Raw genomic sequence first — 18,506 nt, 5'->3', positions numbered from 1 at the left:
GTAGATGAAATTATCTCCAGGAGAGAAAGTATTTTCGGTTATTAATCATATTGTGCTCGCTCTCGCTGCGCTTGCCGCATTATATCCGTTTGTGTATGTGCTTGCTTCATCCATAAGCGATCCTGTGCAAGTCGTAACGGGCAAAGTGCTCTTGTTCCCCAAAGATATCACGTTTGCTTCTTATGAGAAGGTCCTTTCACAAAAAGGCATTTGGCTCGCATATGCCAATACGTTGTTCTACACGATCGCCGGAACTGCGGCGAGCTTGTTGCTGACGATAAGCGGAGCCTATCCATTGTCTAAGAAGCGACTGATAGGCGGAACGGCTATCAGCTTCATGGTGGCGTTTACCATTTGGATTAACATGTCAGGTCCAGCAGGCATGATCCCGTTTTATTTGAACCTTCGAGATTTGGGCTTGCTGGATAACCGATACGGTGTTGTCATCGCTTTCGCCATTACTTCCTTCTATGTATTGTTGATGAGATCATTTTTTACTGGTGTTCCAGATGCGCTTGAGGAAGCGGCAAAGGTTGACGGAGCAAGTGATTGGACAATTCTGTGGCGCATCTATATTCCATTGTCGGTTCCGGCCATGGTAACACTCGGGTTGTTCTATGCCGTATCAAGATGGAACGGCTATTTCTGGACAATGATTATGATTACTGACGAAAGTAAAGTGCCGCTACAGGTGCTGCTGAAGAAGCTAATCGTAGAAATGGATGTCGACGACATGATGGAAACAGTCAGTTTGTCGGCCAATTATTCGCAAGAAACCATCATTTATGCAACGATAATGGTGTCCATTATTCCGATGATTATCGTATATCCTTACATTCAAAAATTTTTCGTCAAAGGCTTGACCATTGGTTCGATCAAAGAATAACAACGACAAAAGGGGCGGTATCAACATGTCAAAATTGAAACGTACCACAGCGATCCTGAGTGTAATGCTAATCGGAGCCTTGATGCTGGCAGCTTGTAGCGGCTCGAACAATGATAAGAATGCTGAGCCGACAAAAGCACCAGCTGCAACTGAGGCACCTAAGGAATCTGCTCTGCCAGAAGGCCAAATTACAGCAGAGCCGTTGGAACTTAAAATCCACCTGCATTATGATGATACACGTGTATTCGACGATACTTGGAAGACATTCAAATATGCAGCAGATAAAACGAATATTTCGCTTAAAGGTACAGCGTCTGCTACGGCAACGAGCAGTGATGAAGTATTCAATCTCATGCTTGCTTCTGGCACATTGCCTGATATTATCCACGGCAAAAAAGACAAGCTGAACCAGGCAGGAATTGATGGCGCACTCATTCCTTTGGATGAACTGATTGAAGAGCATGCTCCAAACATCAAAGCATTCTTCGAAAAGAACGAGTGGGCAAGAAAAGGTTCCCTGAACTCGGATGGAAAGCTGTATTACATTCCTTATGTCATGGACGGAGAAGCATCGATGGGCTTCTTTATCCGCCAAGATTGGCTGGACACACTCAAGCTTCCTGTACCGAAAACGATCGACGAGTTCTATAACACTTTAGTTGCAATCCGCGATGGGGATCCTAACGGTAACGGCAAAAAGGATGAAATCCCGTACTTCAACCGGAATATGCTTGGCGGTATTGAGCTGGCGCAATTGTTCGGCGCAAACTCTGATTGGTACGAGAAGGATGGCGTTATTCAATTCGGTAAGTTCGCTCCAGAGTACAAAACGGCTATGACTAACATTTCCAAATGGTATGCTGAAGGTCTGATCGACAAGGAAATCTTCACTCGTGGCGGCAAATCCCGTGACATCTTGCTCGGCGGCAACCTGGGTGGAGCAACACATGACTGGTTCGCAAGTACTGGCGGCTACAATGATAAGCTGAAAGCTGAAGTACCAACACTGAACTTCCAACCGATGGATCCTCCTGCCGATGTTAATGGTGTCGTGAAGCAGCAATATAGCCGCACACTGCTCTCTGGCAAAGGATGGGGTATCTCGTCTGCAAATAAGAATCCAATCGAAACAATCAAATACTTCGATTTCTGGTTCTCTGAAGAAGGCAGAAGATTAAACAACTTCGGTCTTGAAGGCGTACATTACGATCTGGTAGACGGCAAGCCGATCTTCAAAGAATCCGTTCTTAAGGGCGAGAAGCCAGTCAATGTGTTCCTCTATGAGGAAGGCGCTCAAATCGAGATCGGTTTCCAACAAGATTTCACGTATGAAGAGCAATGGATGAACCCAATTGCTAAAGCTGGTGTGCAATCGTATGTAGAAAAAGGCTTGCTGATGAAACAACTGCCTCCAATCTCCTTCACAGCAGATGAGCAAAAGGTGCTTACTGAGAAATGGACAGCAATTACTACATTTATCCAAGAATCCGAGCAAAAATGGATCATGGGCGCAAACGATGTAGAGTCTACTTTCGATGCGTATATCTCTTCCCTTAAGAAGATGGGAATGGACGATGTTGTCAAAATTTACAACGATGCTTACCAACGTTATACAACCAGCTAATATGATTTTTGGCTGAGAAAGGGGCGCTCGGCGGTTTCATTCACATATTTGCTGAATGGGGGGCCGAGCGTTTTCTTATCAATATTAAACGGACAAAGGGGATGAATAATGATGCAAGGCAAACGTATTTTCTTATCCTTACTGATTGTTGGCATGGCTCTTCAACTGTTATTTCCATATGGTTTAAAAGATAATTTGAAAGCGTTTTCATTTGATGCTGCTTCAATAGGGGATCTACTTTTAAATGAGCATCCGCGATTGATGGCAACAGCGGCAGACTTCACCAACATGGGAATTGTGGCAGCGCAGGATCCTCATGGTCAGGTGTGGGCGAATAAGCTGAGAGCGGATGCAAATGCTCTAGTCAGTAACACAACACCAGTTCCTTACAACATCTCCGACGGACTTCGCTGGGCTAACGTGGATACCATTCTTAACCGCATTCTTCTGCTTGGAATCGTGTATAAGATGGATGGCGGCACGGCCTATAAGGATCGTGCTTGGACGGAGCTTTCGGCTGTGGCTGGGTACGCGAATTGGAATACGGGGCATTATTTGGATACGGCAGCTGTGGCAGCCGCATTTGCAATTGGTTATGACTGGTTTTATGCCGAATGGACGGAAGCACAGCGGCTGACGCTGGAGACGGCGCTCATCAATAAAGCGCTCACCCCGTCGCTTGCCTATTATAACGAAACTGTACCGGCAGGGACACTGAACTGGACAAAAGTCGATCATAACTGGAATTTCATCTGTAATGCCGGCATGATGATGGGGGCGCTGGCTATCGCCGATCGTTATCCTGCGCTATCGGAGGAGATCGTACAAGGCGGTATCGCAACGTTGCCGCGCGCCATGGCGAACTTTGCTCCTGACGGTGCATGGAACGAAGGACCGGGATATTGGTCGTATTCCACGATTTATCTGACCTACCTATTCGCGTCCATGGAGTCAGCGCTCGGAACGGACTTTGGATTGTCTAACAGCCCAGGTTTCTCGGAGACGGCGAGCTTCCCGCTTTATATGGCAGGACCAGACGGACAGTTCTTTAATTTGGGCGACGGACCATCGAGTGTGGAGAGCTACCCTCAATTGTTCTGGATGGCGGATCGTTTCTCGAAGCCGGAATACGCAGAGTGGCAGCTTCCATACGCAGATGACAACACGAAACCGACACATTTGCTTTGGTATAAGCCAGCGTCGATGACGACTCAGAACGAACTGCCTCTTGATCGTAATTATGGGAATGTTGATATTTCGATCATGAGAAGCGCATGGGACAACAAGAATGCACTCTTTGTCGGAATGAAGGGCGGCAATAACCGGTTTAACCATTCGGATCTTGATCTGGGATCGTTCGTAATCGACGTACTCAGCGAACGCTGGGCCGAGGAGCTAGGCTCCGACAACTACAATTTGCCTGGCTACTTTGGCAGCAACAACACAAGATGGAACTATTATCGGAAGCGTACGGAAGGACAGAACACGCTGGTTATTAATCCGTCGAACACGCCGGGACAGAATCTATATGCCAAAGCTGCCATTGAACGAAGTGAAAGTAATCCGCTGCAGGCGTATTCGATTCTCGATTTGACGAATGCTTACGAAGAAGATGTGGTGTCCGTTAAACGAGGCATCAGCTTGCTGAACCATCGCCGTCAAGTTATGATCCAGGATGAATATGAGCTGAAGGCACCTGGAGATGTGCTATGGTTCATGCATACTAGCGCTCTGATTGAGATTGCTCCAAACGGAAAAAGCGCCATCCTATACAGAGACGGGCAACGGCTGAAAGCCAATATCGTATCTCCGTCCACAGCGAGCTTCAGCATCATGGATGCATCACCGCTGCCGCTGTCTCCGAATCCGAGCGGACAAAGCTACGGGAAGAGGAAGCTGGCTGTGCTATTAAACGATACGGTTCAGGATACACTTGCAATCGCTTTCACACCTTTGCGAGAGCATGAATCTGAGGCTGGGATCAGCGTTCCATCCACCGTGCCGCTGGCCAACTGGGCGCTGGCAACATCAACTTCTCAAGGACTCGCTCAGCTTCAATTAGGCGGAACGGCTATCGCAGGTTTCGATCCGGACGTCTTCACCTATGATCTGGAGCTCACCGGTCCGATCGGGACCCCACCGGTGCTTGCCGCTGCGGCAGTAACGCCGAGTGAGACCGTTGTTATTACTCCGCCAGCGCAAATTCCAGGTAAGTACGAGGTGAAGGTTGGTCTGTCGGGCGGCATCAAGAAAACGTACGAAGTTCATGTTACGCTAGCTCCAACTGATACCAGTATCAGAGCAGGCAGTCTGCCAGTCGTCTCGGCATCCGCCAGTGCAGATGACGGCAATGTGGCTGCGAATACGTTGGATGATAGTTTAACTACCCGTTGGTCGGCGCTTGGAGCAGGTCAATGGATCAGCTTCGACCTTGGACAACAGCGTACGCTTAAGACGGCTGGCATTGCTTGGTTCGCAGCGAATGAACGTTCCACGGCGTTCAAGATCGAAGTATCCAGCGATAATGTAAGCTGGACTGAAGCTTACAACGGCAGCAGCAATACGCAATACGCGCCGGTCGAATATTTTGCGCTTGGCAATGCGACGGCCAGATACGTCAGGATTACAGGTTACGGGAACACGAAAAACGGATGGAACAGTATGAACGAAGCGATGTTCTATGATGTCGTGATTGAACAGTGGCAAGAGCCTGTTCATCTGACAGAAATCCAGATTGTCGGCGGTAAGGCCGTGCTTCAGGTAGGAGAAGAAACCAACTTATCCCTGCAGGGTGTGATGTCTGACGGTACTGCGGCGAATCTGGCTTCTGCGTCGATCGTATACCGTGTTGGCGATGAAAGTCGGTTGACCGTTCTGAACGGCAAACTTCACGCTGTATCTCCCGGCTGGTCGATCGCGATCGTTTATGTCACCCTTGGCGGCTATACGGAAGTGAAGAAGATCGACATTCTGGTCATTGAAGCTGGCGCAGAAGCCTTCTCGCCATACGCGGATGCTTACGTGCAGAATGGTGCTAACGCGGATACGAATTATGGCAGCGCCGTGAAGCTGATGATCAAGGACTCATCTCCAGGGTACGCACGGGAATCGATGATGTTGTTCGACACGAGGAAGTTCGACGGTGCAATTCAATCCGCTAAGCTCTATGTGTATGCCAAGGTAGCCGATACGTTGCCAACTGCGGTTACGGGTGTATATGGTCTTGGCGACGCGGAGTGGAAGGAAACGGATCTGACATGGAACAACAAACCGGCGCATGATGTATGGCTTGCCGATTTCACGGCAAATAGCGAAGGAAGCTGGCATGCAATCGATGTAACGCCATACGTGACGGAGTGGCATGACGCAGCTCGAGGTGTAGGATTCGCGTTCAAGCAATCATTAGGCGGACAGGGAGCTTATACCGAAATCGTCAGCAAAGAAGGACCTGTTAATCGTCCTTATCTGGAGATTGTGGCCGCACCAAAGGAAACGGAATCATTGTTTATCTCGGCAGCCGCAGATACTTATGTCCGCGATGGCAATCATTCGAGTGCTGCCAACGGCGCTGAAGAAGAGATGTATGTTCTGGCTTCCGCGCCGAACTATAATCGCGAGTCGCTTCTGAAATTTAATGTGCCATCCATGCCGGAGCAGATCGTATCTGCGACAGTTGGATTCTACGCGGAGGCGCTCGAGAATGATGAGCATTCGGTCAATCTGGCGCCAGAAGCGGATACCTATGTACGGAGTGGGCAATATGCCAATACCAACTACGGAACAGCTGCGAGAATGGATATTAAAAAAGATACCGGCGCGGACTTCACACGGGAAGCGCTGATGAAATTCGATACTTCAACGCTTCAGGGAGGGCTGGCATCCGCCAAGCTAATGGTTTATGCCATCGTTAGTGATACCGGAACCGATCCAATGGTCAATGATGTATTCGGATTAGCGGACACGGCATGGGGTGAGTCTACCGTTACTTGGAACAATCGTCCGGCAACAGGCTCGGCACTTCAATCCTTTACGGGAGGGCGGCAATCGGCATGGCACGAAATCGATATTACGACATATGCGCAAACCAAATACAATGCGGGCCAAGATATCGGTCTCGTCATTAAACAAACGCCAGCAGGCAAAGGGTTGTATACGACGATTAAGAGTAAAGAAAGTCCGGACTATCAGCCATATCTGCGCATCACGATGACGCCTCCGGGATCGACGGCAAATCAGCCGACAGGAATCCCAGCTGCCAACGAGTTGTTCAGTACAGGTAGCGCATGGAATGAATCGAACGTAGCATGGAGCAGCAAGCCAGCACAAGGAACTACACCGATCGGCTCGTTCACAGCCGCTTGGGGCGGCGCTTGGCAAGAGGTGGATGTGACATCAATCGTGCAAGATGCGGCATTAAATGGAGGAACGGCATCATTTGCCGTGAAACAACGGACGGACGGAGATCCGCTGCTGACGAAGATCTGGAGCAAGGAACATGGATGGAGAGCGCCGATTCTGCGCATTGTGTACGCTCCATTGCCTCCTGCGGACAGAACTATTCTGCAGTCGACCATAGCAGATGTGGACACTGTTCTGCTTAGCGCGACAGTTGGCACGAATCCGGGGCAGTATCCGCAGGTAGCAGCGAGCGAGCTTAACGCGGCTCTGACATTTGCGGAAGATATTGAACAAGATTTATATTCCACTCAAGCGGAAATCGATGAGGCAGTGGCGTCGCTCCAGAACGCCAAAGATTTGTTTTTGTCACGGGTGGTGCCGCCTCCTCCGCCAGCGCCATGTACACCACATCAGGTTGCGGAAAAAAACTTGTTGCTCATGCTGATCGATATCATGGGGGATTGGAACTCGCCGTTCTTACAGTCGATAATCGATTATTATGACGATTGGCTGGAGCGAAATCCGTCCTGTGCGCCGGTCGCGACACCGTAATGATCATCTCGATAGCTCCTCTGGGAGTGTAAGCTAGCAATCGCCTCGAACGCTTCGTCATGGAGCGGTCGAGGCGATTTTTATTGTGCTTGAAGGAACAATAGCAAGTGCGTCGCGCGTACCTTTCCGGAGAATATCCCAGCGTATCCAAGTATTTATCATGGAGTAGCCATCTTGTATTTGTTAATCTCAAAGAGGAATTAACTTAACAATGAAGGTGGATTTATTGTGAAAACGTTATCTCGCATCACCATCGTGTCACTCGCATTTGTACTGCTTGGAACCTTCTTACACGGGACAAAGGCCAGTGCTTCTGCCGCCGAAGATTATGATTTGTACTTTCCTGCGGATATCGGGGAGCATTGGGCTTTTTTCGAGTTAGATAATTTTATGAATGCTGATTTTTTGAAAGGCTACAGGGATAACAATGGTGTTGTAACCGTTAAGCCGGATCAAGCAATCAACCGTGCTGAGTTTGTCGCTCTTCTTGTACGCGTGCTCGGATTGACAGGCAATGGAGCAGGCGCAGGAAACACATTCGAAGACGTTGATCACTCAAAGTGGTATGCCGATCCAATCAGCATTGCAAGCGCCCATGGCATTGTCAATGGTATTAGTGCATCCGAGTTCGCTCCCGAGCGTCTCGTTAACCGCGGCGAAATTGCAACGATGATTGTTCGTGCTTTTGATCAATCGCTGCCTTATGGATCAGAAGCAAATTCGTTTGAGGATGTACCGGAATATTTTGCGAAAGAATACATTGTGAAGGCAAGTGAGGCGGGGATTATAACGGGAGTGACCGACAAGCTCTTTATGCCCTTTGCGCCAGCTAAGCGTGCTGAAGCCGTAGTCATGCTTGACCGAGCACTTTACGCGACACCTGGCGGGAATAACGATCTTGCGGAGCTGTTCGAGGTGCTGCAAAGTGCAGAACAGAAGCAAAATGAAGCGTTGATCAACAAAAGCTACTCTGATCTGAATGAAATATCCGATTTTTATTTCACAGGTTATTACTTGGCGCTAAGTCGATATGAAACGGAAACATTGCTCGATCTGATACAAGATGGTGTTGTTGTTGATATGAAGCTTATTTCGCCGCAATCCTACTCCGTATACGATTATTCGGATCGAGTAGCCATTGTCGAAGCTACGGGGGGAAAATATGAACTCACGACGAACTTCGAAGGAGAATCCGAGACGGAGACGATAACGAGTGATGGGGTCTATTATCTGAAGAGGATGATGGATAACAGCTGGAAAATTTACGCTTATTACGAAGTGGAATAAGTAGGGTGAGATTTTCGGCTAAAAGTTAAACGTACTTTGGCAGCTTGATATTTTGGCATAAAAAAATGGCGATTCATAGAGATAACCTAATGAATCGCCATTTTAAACTTGCCGAGTGAGCTGATTTCACAAGGGCAAAGCTGTGTAAGGGAAGGTCCGCTTGTTGTGCTGCTCTACCAATTAGAAGAAGCCTCCACCGTACCCGCCACCGTAGCCGCCGCCAAACCCACCGCCGTAACCACCGCCACAACCGCCGCCACAACCGCCGCCGCAACCGCCGCCGCAACCGCCGCCAAATCCGCCACATCCACCGCCAAATCCGAATCCGAACGGAATGACAAACAATGCTGCGATAAGGGCGAACGCAATCGCTCCGCCGAAGAAGAAGAAAGACACATGCGCTTTTGTTTTACTCCGTTTCGCATGACGTTTCTTCATACGATTGTAGGTTGGTCCTTTACCTTTATCTATGCTGGAGAAGTAGAGTCGGCCGTTTTTGTACGATTTGATCGTCCCCCGAATGACAGAGCCATCCTTGAGTCTCGCTTGTACAGTTCTGCCGATATAAGGTTTGAGTGCTGCCTCGTTAAGAGGAATTCGTTGCATAATAACACCTCGCTTTCGCACTAGCATCTACTATGATATGCGACACTCGTCTTCACAGATTGTATGAATAGCGGGGTACATGCGAATGTTGGCGTTCGCCTGGTTACATATCTGGAGACGCAAATACGACGCCCGACAACCACCATGCCCCCGAACAGCGCCTCTCGTTTACACAAAGAAAACGCAGCGTTGATATAGCCTTATACGTCCGCTTGTATACTGACATGGATCGAATGATCGAACAATTTGGTCTAGGGTGGTAGATTCCATGTTAAAAAAGCGCGATCTTCACGATTGCCATGTCCTATATCAATTCATGACTGAACCCGCAGTGTTTCCTTATGTTCGATTCAAATGCCAAACCTACGAAGAGTATGTGTTTATGACCAAAAAGCTGATCGACGAAGAAGAGCAGCAGACGTGCATATCCAGGACGATTCTGAACGAGATGGGCCACGCAATCGGGACCATCGATCTTTACGATATCGTCAATCGAACAGGTTTCTTGGCTACGTGGATTGGCACCCCTTATTTCGGAGGCGGGTATAACGGGCAAGCGAAGGCGTATTTTTTTACGGAGCTGTTTGTGGAGGACCGGATCGATACGATATATATGAAAATCCAAAAACAAAATACGAGATCCAAGAAGGCAATCGAAAAGCTGCCATATGTTCAATTCGTAAATGAGCGTGAAGAACAAATGTACCAATTGATCAATAGCAAGCAACAGATATACGATTTGTATCGAATCGATCGTTTGGACTTTTTGGAAAACCGCTCTATGCTGCAACAAGGGATTGCCACTTAACATATCGAGCGAGTTCCATAATCTAGTAGATACGAAAATCAGCGACGGCTAAAGACCTATCTCACCTGGTCTGCGGCTGTCGTTTTTCATAATGTCCTGTAATTGGAAACGGTACTTGAAACCATACTGAAGTAGAGTAAAATAAATAACAAGATCTATTTGGAAACAGTTGAGGCAGCCCCCAAATACATACATTTTCGCGATAAGGAGTGTCGTCCCATGACAATAGGTAAAACGAATCCTAAAGTAGACGGATTTATGCGGAAGGCCAAAAATTGGAAGGAAGAGTTCGAGTTGTTACGTTCAATCGTGCTGGAGTGCGAGCTGACCGAGGATATCAAGTGGATGCATCCTTGTTACATGTACGAAGGCAAAAACGTTGTGCTAATCCATGGATTCAAGGAGTATTGTGCGCTATTGCTCCACAAAGGCGCATTACTCAAGGACCCGCACGGGATTCTGGTTCAGCAGACAGAGAATGTACAAGCCGCTCGCCAACTCCGGTTCACAAGTGTCCAGCAAATCGAAGAGATGCAGCTGATCATTAAGGCATACATCGATGAGGCGATTGAAGTCGAAAAGGCAGGCTTGCAAGTCGAATACAAGAAAACGGAAGAATACACCGTTCCAGAGGAATTGGAAAATAAGTTTGTCGAGATCCCTGATCTGAAAACCGCTTTTGAAGCATTGACGCCGGGCCGGCAAAGAGCGTACCTATACCATTTTTCCGAGCCGAAACGGTCACAGACGCGGGAGTCCCGCATCGAAAAATATTTGCCGTTCATTCTGGATGGCAAGGGGATAAATGATTAAGCGCAAGCCGCCGCAGGTTCGGGTGAGAGGCCGCTTCATCAAATTAGTCCTAACACTCTCAGTTGCGTTCTTCATGTGGTTCGCGATTCATACGGTTATCATCATCATGGATGGCCTGAATGACGAATTAATACCTGTCGATGTTGCCGTCGTCTTAGGTAATAAAGTTGAGCTTAGCGGACAACCGTCCGAACGGCTGAGAGCTAGATTGAATCGGGCGGTAGAGCTTTATAATCGGGGATATTTTGATACAATTATCGTAAGCGGCGGGATCGGCAAGGAAGGTTTCGATGAGGCGAAGGTGATGAAGTCCTACTTATCTCTTAAGGGGATACCCGAGGAACGTATCATCGAGGATAACGAGGGTTACAATTCCCACATGACCGCTCAAAATACGAAAAGTATCATGAATGAGATAGGTGCAGACTCCGCCATGATCATTACGCAATACTTCCATGTTTCCAGGACGAAGCTAGTCTTTAGCAAGCGGGGGATTAAAGAAGTATTCGGAGCACACGCCTATATCTTTGAGGCCAGGGATGTGTATTCGATTCTTCGCGAGTTCCCGGCCTATTACAAATATCTCTTGCAATAGAATAATAGAGTGTCGACAAGCGGCAGCCTTGGACTCAAAAGTCCCGGGCTGCCGCTTATTTTGAAATTGTTGTACGTATTGGGCCATACATGTAGCGGAATCGGCTGACATAAGTATGGATATAGAGATAGCTCCCTGTATAGATAACTTGTACATCAATTGCGAAACGCGAGCCCCGACTGTTGCTTACAAGTCAGCGAGACGACGAAAGGGGAGAACAAACATGGGATCTGTTACCGTCATCGTACATGGTGCCAGAACGCCTTTCGGCAAGCTAGGCGGCGTGCTCAAGGATCTGTCTGCTGTTCAGCTTGGAGGCGCAGCCATCAAGGAAGCGATGCGGAGGGCGGGCGTAAGTCCGGATCAGGTTGACAAAACGGTCATGGGCATGGCTCTCCAAGGAGGAGCGGGGCAGAATCCGGCTAGACAAGCGGCGCGTCTAGGAGGTCTTCCTTGGCAGACATCCGCCGAAACGGTAAACAAAGTGTGCGCCTCAGGTCTAAGGGCAATCACGATGGCGGATCAAATGATTCGCGCTGGAGATGCGGACATCATAATTGCAGGCGGGATGGAATCCATGAGCCAGTCGGTTTATGCCATTCCGGGACTGCGCTCAGGACTGAGAATGGGCAATGCGACGGCCGTCGATTTGATGCTGCATGATGGACTGCGATGTCCGTTCGACGGGGTTCATATGGCGGTGCACGGGAGTAACGTCGCGCAAGAGTATAATGTTACCCGGCGGGAGCAGGATGAATGGGCGCTCCGCAGTCATAGGCTGGCGATAAGCGCAATTGTTGAGGGGAGAATGGGCGAAGAGATTGTACCTGTCAATGTTCCAGGCAAGAAGGGAGCCGAGCTCATTGTCGAGCTAGATGAGGCCCCGCGAAAGGATACGAATGAGGATGTATTATCTCGGCTCCCGCCAGTATATAAGGCGGATGGCACGATTACCGCTGGCAATGCACCGGGCGTCAATGATGGCGCGGCTGCGCTCGTTCTCATGTCGGAGGACAAGGCAAGCGAGCTAGGATTGAAGCCGCTGGCGCGTATCCTTGGTCAAGCAGAATCGGCGTTGTTAGCGCCGTATATTGCTACAGCGCCAGCGATTGCGATCCAGAAGCTGCTTGATAAGACGGGACATCGTCTCGAAGACATCGACCTGTTCGAGATCAATGAGGCATTCGCAGCGGTTGCGCTGACGAGCGGACGCGTACTCGGATGCGATATGGAGAAGGTGAACGTGAATGGAGGCGCCGTCGCGCTGGGGCATCCGATCGGAGCAAGCGGAGCGCGAATACTATGGTCGCTGGTGCTGGAACTGCATAGACGCGGCGGAGGACTTGGCGTAGCGGCAATTTGCAGCGGAACGGCTCAAGGTGATGCGGTCCTAGTGGAGGTGGCTGGAGGCGGCTGAAGGGAGGAGCGAAGATGAGCATTCAGCAATTGATGGTAGTAGGCGCCGGGCAGATGGGGAGCGGAATCGCAGCCACGGCAGCCGAGATGGGGATTGAAGTATTGCTTCACGATTTGGTGCCGGAGCGAGCTCAGGCCGGAATTGCGGCATTACGCAGACAAGCGGAGCGGGATATAACCAAGGGGAAAAGAAGCGAAGCCGCGACCAATGCGGCTTTAAGTCGGATCACGGTTGCTGCAGATATTAGCGAAGCGTTGAACGCAGAGCTTGTTATTGAGGCGATTGTCGAAAGTCTTGAAGCCAAGCGGGAGCTGTTTCGCCAGCTGGATGAGGTGATGCCGGAGTCGTCGATTCTGGCAAGCAATACGTCCGCGCTTCCCATTACGGAGCTGGCTGCTGCGACGGGACGACCGGACCTTGTCATCGGCATTCACTTTATGAATCCGGTTCCCGTCATGCCGCTTGTCGAACTGATCCGGGGGCTGGCTACCTCTGATGAAACGAATACTCGTGCTGAGGCATTCGCGAGACAGCTGGGCAAGACGCCAGTGGAAGCGGGGGACAGTCCGGGCTTTGTGTCCAACCGCGTGCTGATGCCGATGATTAACGAAGCTGTTTATTGCGTGTATGAGGGAGTGGCAACGCCGGAGTCCGTGGACGCCATTATGAAGCTTGGCATGCGCCATCCCATGGGACCGCTTGCGCTCGCCGATCTCATCGGGTTAGACACCTGTCTCTCGATTATGGAAGTGCTGCACCGAGGATTTGGCGATCCCAAGTATCGTCCGTGCCCGCTGCTTCGCAAATATGTGCAAGCCGGCTGGCTGGGGCGCAAGGCGGGACGTGGATTCTATACGTACGAAGCAAAGTGACCAACCGCACCCGAGATTACTCCGCAGAGGAAGTGAAGGTCATGCTGGAGCTCACGAGCGAGCAGGCAAGCTTGCGCGATATGGTTAGGGATTTTGCGAAAAACGAGATTGCTCCATGTGTCGCGGATATGGAAGAGAAGGATGAATTCCCGCTGGCGCTCATTCGCCACATGGGGAGTCTCGGTCTGCTGGGCATTGCCGTTCCCGAGCTCTATGGCGGAGTTGGGGCGGACTATCTGTCCAATATGATTGCGATCCATGAAATTTCCCGGATAAGCGCTGCCGTTGGCGTCATCCTCTCGGTGCACAGCTCGGTCGGCACGAGTCCGATCCTATATGACGGGGACGAAGCGCAGCGTGTCCGGTTTGTGCCGCGTCTTGCCACTGGAGAGGCGCTCGGTGCCTTTGCGCTGACCGAGCCGAGCGCGGGCTCTGACTCCGCCAGCATTCGTACGACGGCCGTGAAGCAAGGCGATCGTTATGTGTTGAACGGAACCAAGACGTTTATAACGAACGGCGGTTATGCGGATTCGTATGTCACCTTTGCCGTTACCGACCGTTCGAAAGGTGTTAAGGGGATATCGGCTTTTATTGTAGAGAAGGGGACGCCGGGACTCTCCTACGGCAAGCGGGAGAAGAAGCTGGGTCTTCACGGTTCCAGCACAACAGAGCTGATTTTTAATCAGGCAGAGGTGCCGGCAGACAACTTGATCGGTCGCGAAGGCGAAGGTTTCCGGATCGCGCTGAACCATTTGGATGCCGGTCGAATAGGTATTGCGGCACAAGCGCTTGGCATCGCGGAAGCTGCGCTGGCTTGTTCGTTCGACTATGCTGGCAAGCGCCATCAATTCGGCAAGCCGATCTCGAGCCATCAGGCCATTGCCTTCAAGCTGGCTGATATGGCGACGAATATCGAAGCGGCGCGGCTGCTTGTTTATCAGGCGGCTGAGCTGAGGTCGAGGGGACTGCCTTGTGGCAAGGAGGCATCAATGGCCAAGCGGTTCAGCTCGGATACCGCGATGTCTTGCGCGACGGAGGCGGTTCAAATTCTCGGAGGATACGGGTATATGCGCGACTATCCGGCAGAGAGGCTGTTTCGGGATGCGAAGGTAACCCAAATCTATGAGGGAACCAATGAGATACAGCGGCTGGTCATTTTTAAGCACATGGTCAAGGATGGTGGATAAGGAGGTGCTGACATGGAGCTCGAATCATCCAAGGGCAAGACCGGTGAAGCCCGAAGGCGCTTACGGTTCGTCACGGCATCCTCCTTGTTCGACGGACATGACGCCTCGATTAATATGATCAGGCGGCTGCTTCAAGGAGCCGGGGCGGAAGTCATCCATCTGGGGCACAACCGTTCGGCTGCAGAGATCGTGACCGCAGCGGTACAAGAAGATGCAGCGGCGATTGCGGTCAGCTCCTATCAAGGCGGGCATGTAGAGTTTCTTTCCTATATGGTTGATCTGCTGCGACAGTGGGACGCGTCCCATATTCGAATATTTGCGGGCGGTGGCGGCGTGATTACAGCGGCTGAGGCGGATGAGCTGCATCGATATGGCGTGGCCAAAATATTTACGCCGGAGGACGGTCGGACGCTCGGGCTGGAAGGCATGATCGACTGGATGCTGCGCGGCGCGGACGATGAGCCGCCGGCCAGATCGCTGGAGCAGGAGCTGAAGCTGCTCAAAGAAGGTCATCCCGGCGCTCTCGCGCGACTCATCACGTCGGCTGAAGAGGGGAGTGCCGGCATAGCGGGGCTGCTGGAGAGCTTGCGTCAAACAGGGACCGCAATGGTTCCCGTGATCGGGATTACAGGAACCGGAGGAGCGGGCAAAAGCTCCCTAACGGATGAGCTCGTCCGCCGGTACTTACGTTACGATCCTTCAGGGAAAATTGCCGTCATCTCTGTTGATCCGACAAGGCAGAAGACCGGCGGCGCACTGCTGGGAGATCGTATCCGAATGAACGCGATCGGCGGATCGCGGACATATATGCGGAGCATGGCGACGCGAGGCTCGGGCAAGGAGTTAAGCGACGCGACGGCAGAAGCGGTCGAGCTCGCCAAGGCGGCCGGCTTCTCCTGGATCATCGTCGAGACGAGCGGCATCGGTCAAGGCGACTCCGCCATCGCTTCGTTATGCGACATCGCAGTGTATGTCATGACAAGCGAATACGGAGCGCCTTCGCAGCTCGAGAAGATCGATATGCTCGATTATGCGGATATAATCGTCATCAACAAATTCGATCGTGCCGGCTCGGAGGATGCCTGGCGCGACGTCAGCAAACAGTTCATTCGCAGCCGCGGACTGACTTCGGTGCCGGACGTGGTACCTCCTATTTACGGGACGATTGCCAGCCGGTTCAACGACGAGGGCACGAACGGACTGTTCGCTGCCATCGTGGAAGCAGTCTCGCGGCTGACAGCCAAGACTGCCACAGACGTGGGGGCAAGTGCAGATAGCAAGCAGTCGGCAAGTAATGCGGTTGATCATGCAGATAGCAAGCAGCTTGACAGCGCAGCCGAATCAAGTGCATCAGGTGCGTCAGGCGCGAATAATAAGCGACAACCAGTTGCAGCAGGAGCCCGCAAATCGGCGCCTTCACCCATCATTCCGCGCGAGCGAACCGGCTACTTGGGCGAAATCGTCCGCACCGTGAGGGCGCGCCATACGTTCGTGAGGGAGCAGTCCGAGCTTGCACGGCGAATCGGTCAACTAAAAGGAACGTTTGAATGGGCAGCCGAGAGAAGAACCGCTGCAGCACCTATAGCGACAGCCGAGTCGTTACCGGTTGTGGGGGGAGAAACCGCGAAGGAGGACGCCACGCCGCTATTTGCCGATTGGCTCACAGATATGATCGGTGAGCTGGAACAGCAGATGCATCCGATAAGTAAGACGCTGCTGGAGGGTTGGCCAGCATTACTAGCATCCTATCGCCCGTCATCTGCACGAGAAGACGACGCCAAGATATCGGCGGCACCGTACTGGGTGACGCTCTCGGGATTGCCCGTGCCTCGGATTGCGCTGCCGCGTTACACATGTCCAGGCGATCTGCTGCAATGGCTGATGACCGAAAACGTGCCTGGACGACCGCCTTATACAGCCGGTGTGTTCCCCTTCAAGCGGCGCGATGAGGAGCCGAAGCGGCAGTTCGCGGGCGAAGGTACGCCGGAACGAACGAATCTGCGATTCCATTATTTGAGCAGGCATGATGAAGCGAAACGGCTTTCCGTAGCCTTCGACAGCGTCACCTTATACGGCATGGACCCTGGGCGGCGTCCTGATATTTATGGCAAAATCGGCAACAGCGGCGTCAGCATCTGCACATTGGACGATATGGAGAAGTTATTCCAAGGGTTCGACCTTTGTCATCCATCAACAAGCGTATCCATGACGATCAACGGTCCGGCGCCGATTCTGCTCGCGATGTTCATGAATGCGGCGATCCGTCAGCAAATGAATAGATTCTTAGCCGAGCAAGGCAGAGAACCGGATGCCGAGGAGGCGGAGCGTCTGAGGGCGTGGACGCTACGGACGGTAAGGGGGACGGTGCAGGCCGATATTCTGAAGGAGGATCAAGGACAGAATACATGCATTTTCTCCACCGAATTCGCTTTGAAAATGATGGGAGATGTACAGCGCTACTTTATCGATAAAGGCGTTCGCCACTATTATTCGGTGAGCATCAGCGGCTACCACATCGCGGAGGCGGGGGCAAATCCTATCTCTCAGCTTGCGTTTACGCTGGCGAACGGGTTTACGTACGTCGAATATTATTTGAGTCGGGGCATGGCAATCGACGACTTTGCGCCTAATCTCTCCTTTTTCTTCAGCAACGGTCTCGACCCCGAATACGCCGTACTGGGCCGCGTCGCGAGACGGATTTGGTCCACCGTGATCAAGGATCTGTATAAGGGGAACGAGCGCAGCCAGAAGCTCAAGTACCATGTTCAAACCTCGGGACGTTCACTGCATGCGCAGGAAATGGATTTTAACGATATTCGTACCACGCTTCAAGCACTGCTTGCTGTATATGACAATTGCAATTCTCTCCATACCAACGCATACGACGAAGCCATTACGACGCCGACCGAGCATTCGGTCCGCAGGGCGATGGCGGTTCAGCTCATCATTGGGCAGGAATTTGGATTGGCTAAGAACGAGAATCCGTTGCAGGGCTCCTTTGTGATCGAAGAACTAACCGATCTCGTCGAAGAAGCCGTGCTGGCGGAGTTCGAGCGCATCCATCTGCGGGGCGGCGTCCTGGGGGCGATGGATACGGGGTATCAGCGGGGGCGAATCCAAGAGGAATCCCTGTTGTATGAGCGGCTGAAGCATAACGGCGAGCTTCCGATCGTTGGGGTGAACACCTTCCTGAATCCGGATCCTTCGATCGTCATGTCGGCAGAACCTGAGCTGGCCCGTTCGACACGGGAGGAGAAGGAGACGCAGCTAACGAATTTGCAGACTTTTCAGACTGTGCATCAGACCGATGCGGAGCAGGCGCTTGAGCGATTGCTGCATACGGCGTTGTCCGGCGGCAATGTATTCGAGGAGCTAATGGAGACGGTGCGGCATGCGTCCCTTGGACAAATGACAGCTGTATTATTCGAGGCTGGAGGACAGTATCGACGCAATATGTAGAC

12 protein-coding genes are annotated in these 18,506 nt (G+C 51.4%); 11 read left to right on the top strand and 1 reads right to left on the bottom strand.

The features are described from left to right. The first annotated feature begins 4 nt into the window (after positions 1-4). The 4 genes from ACX1C1_RS00260 to ACX1C1_RS00245 all read left to right on the top strand — a co-directional run bounded on the left by ACX1C1_RS00260 (position 5) and on the right by ACX1C1_RS00245 (position 8,747). Complete coding sequence (locus ACX1C1_RS00260) at positions 5-886, top strand: carbohydrate ABC transporter permease (RefSeq protein WP_458955200.1); 882 nt, start codon at positions 5-7, stop codon at positions 884-886. A 25-nt stretch (positions 887-911) separates the two neighbouring features. Beyond that, positions 912-2,510 carry a DUF3502 domain-containing protein gene (locus ACX1C1_RS00255; protein ID WP_458955199.1) on the top strand — a complete coding sequence of 533 codons (1,599 nt, stop codon included), beginning with the start codon at positions 912-914 and terminating at the stop codon, positions 2,508-2,510. A gap of 108 nt (positions 2,511-2,618) precedes the next feature. Then, positions 2,619-7,460: a CBM96 family carbohydrate-binding protein gene (locus ACX1C1_RS00250; protein ID WP_458955198.1), complete on the top strand. Its 4,842-nt coding sequence runs from the start codon at positions 2,619-2,621 to the stop codon at positions 7,458-7,460. A gap of 228 nt (positions 7,461-7,688) precedes the next feature. After that, complete coding sequence (locus tag ACX1C1_RS00245) at positions 7,689-8,747, top strand: S-layer homology domain-containing protein (protein ID WP_458955197.1); 1,059 nt, start codon at positions 7,689-7,691, stop codon at positions 8,745-8,747. 180 nt (positions 8,748-8,927) lie between these two features. Here ACX1C1_RS00245 and ACX1C1_RS00240 read toward each other — a convergent pair whose 3' ends face one another. Continuing rightward, positions 8,928-9,353 carry a hypothetical protein gene (locus ACX1C1_RS00240; protein ID WP_458955196.1) on the bottom strand — a complete coding sequence of 142 codons (426 nt, stop codon included), beginning with the start codon at positions 9,351-9,353 and terminating at the stop codon, positions 8,928-8,930. Positions 9,354-9,621: 268 nt separating this feature from the next. Here ACX1C1_RS00240 and ACX1C1_RS00235 point away from each other — a divergent pair, with 268 nt between their 5' ends. The 7 genes from ACX1C1_RS00235 to ACX1C1_RS00205 all read left to right on the top strand — a co-directional run bounded on the left by ACX1C1_RS00235 (position 9,622) and on the right by ACX1C1_RS00205 (position 18,504). Beyond that, positions 9,622-10,161 carry a GNAT family N-acetyltransferase gene (locus tag ACX1C1_RS00235; RefSeq protein WP_458955195.1) on the top strand — a complete coding sequence of 180 codons (540 nt, stop codon included), beginning with the start codon at positions 9,622-9,624 and terminating at the stop codon, positions 10,159-10,161. 219 nt (positions 10,162-10,380) lie between these two features. Continuing rightward, the gene (locus tag ACX1C1_RS00230; RefSeq protein ID WP_458955194.1) at positions 10,381-10,974 is read left to right on the top strand and encodes a YdeI/OmpD-associated family protein; all 594 of its coding nucleotides are present in this window, start codon (positions 10,381-10,383) and stop codon (positions 10,972-10,974) included. Further along, positions 10,967-11,569 (top strand): YdcF family protein, encoded by a 603-nt coding sequence (locus ACX1C1_RS00225; RefSeq protein ID WP_458955193.1) that lies wholly within the window; start codon positions 10,967-10,969, stop codon positions 11,567-11,569. The genes ACX1C1_RS00230 and ACX1C1_RS00225 overlap by 8 nt, the downstream gene beginning before the upstream one ends. Positions 11,570-11,792: 223 nt before the next feature. Then, entirely contained in the window at positions 11,793-12,986 is a 1,194-nt protein-coding gene (locus tag ACX1C1_RS00220) for an acetyl-CoA C-acetyltransferase (RefSeq protein ID WP_458955192.1), read from the top strand. A 14-nt stretch (positions 12,987-13,000) separates the two neighbouring features. Then, a complete protein-coding gene (locus ACX1C1_RS00215; protein ID WP_458955191.1) occupies positions 13,001-13,858 on the top strand; it encodes a 3-hydroxybutyryl-CoA dehydrogenase in 858 nt (285 codons plus the stop codon). A 41-nt stretch (positions 13,859-13,899) separates the two neighbouring features. After that, a complete protein-coding gene (locus ACX1C1_RS00210; RefSeq protein ID WP_458955190.1) occupies positions 13,900-15,045 on the top strand; it encodes an acyl-CoA dehydrogenase in 1,146 nt (381 codons plus the stop codon). Between the two features lie 12 nt (positions 15,046-15,057). Next, complete coding sequence (locus ACX1C1_RS00205) at positions 15,058-18,504, top strand: methylmalonyl-CoA mutase family protein (RefSeq protein ID WP_458955189.1); 3,447 nt, start codon at positions 15,058-15,060, stop codon at positions 18,502-18,504. Positions 18,505-18,506: the final 2 nt, after the last annotated feature.

The sequence above is a fragment of the Paenibacillus sp. strain BS8-2 genome, from assembly GCF_054483835.1.
The sequence above is the reverse complement of the archived record's forward strand: the minus strand, read 5'-3'. Positions and strand labels throughout refer to the sequence as shown.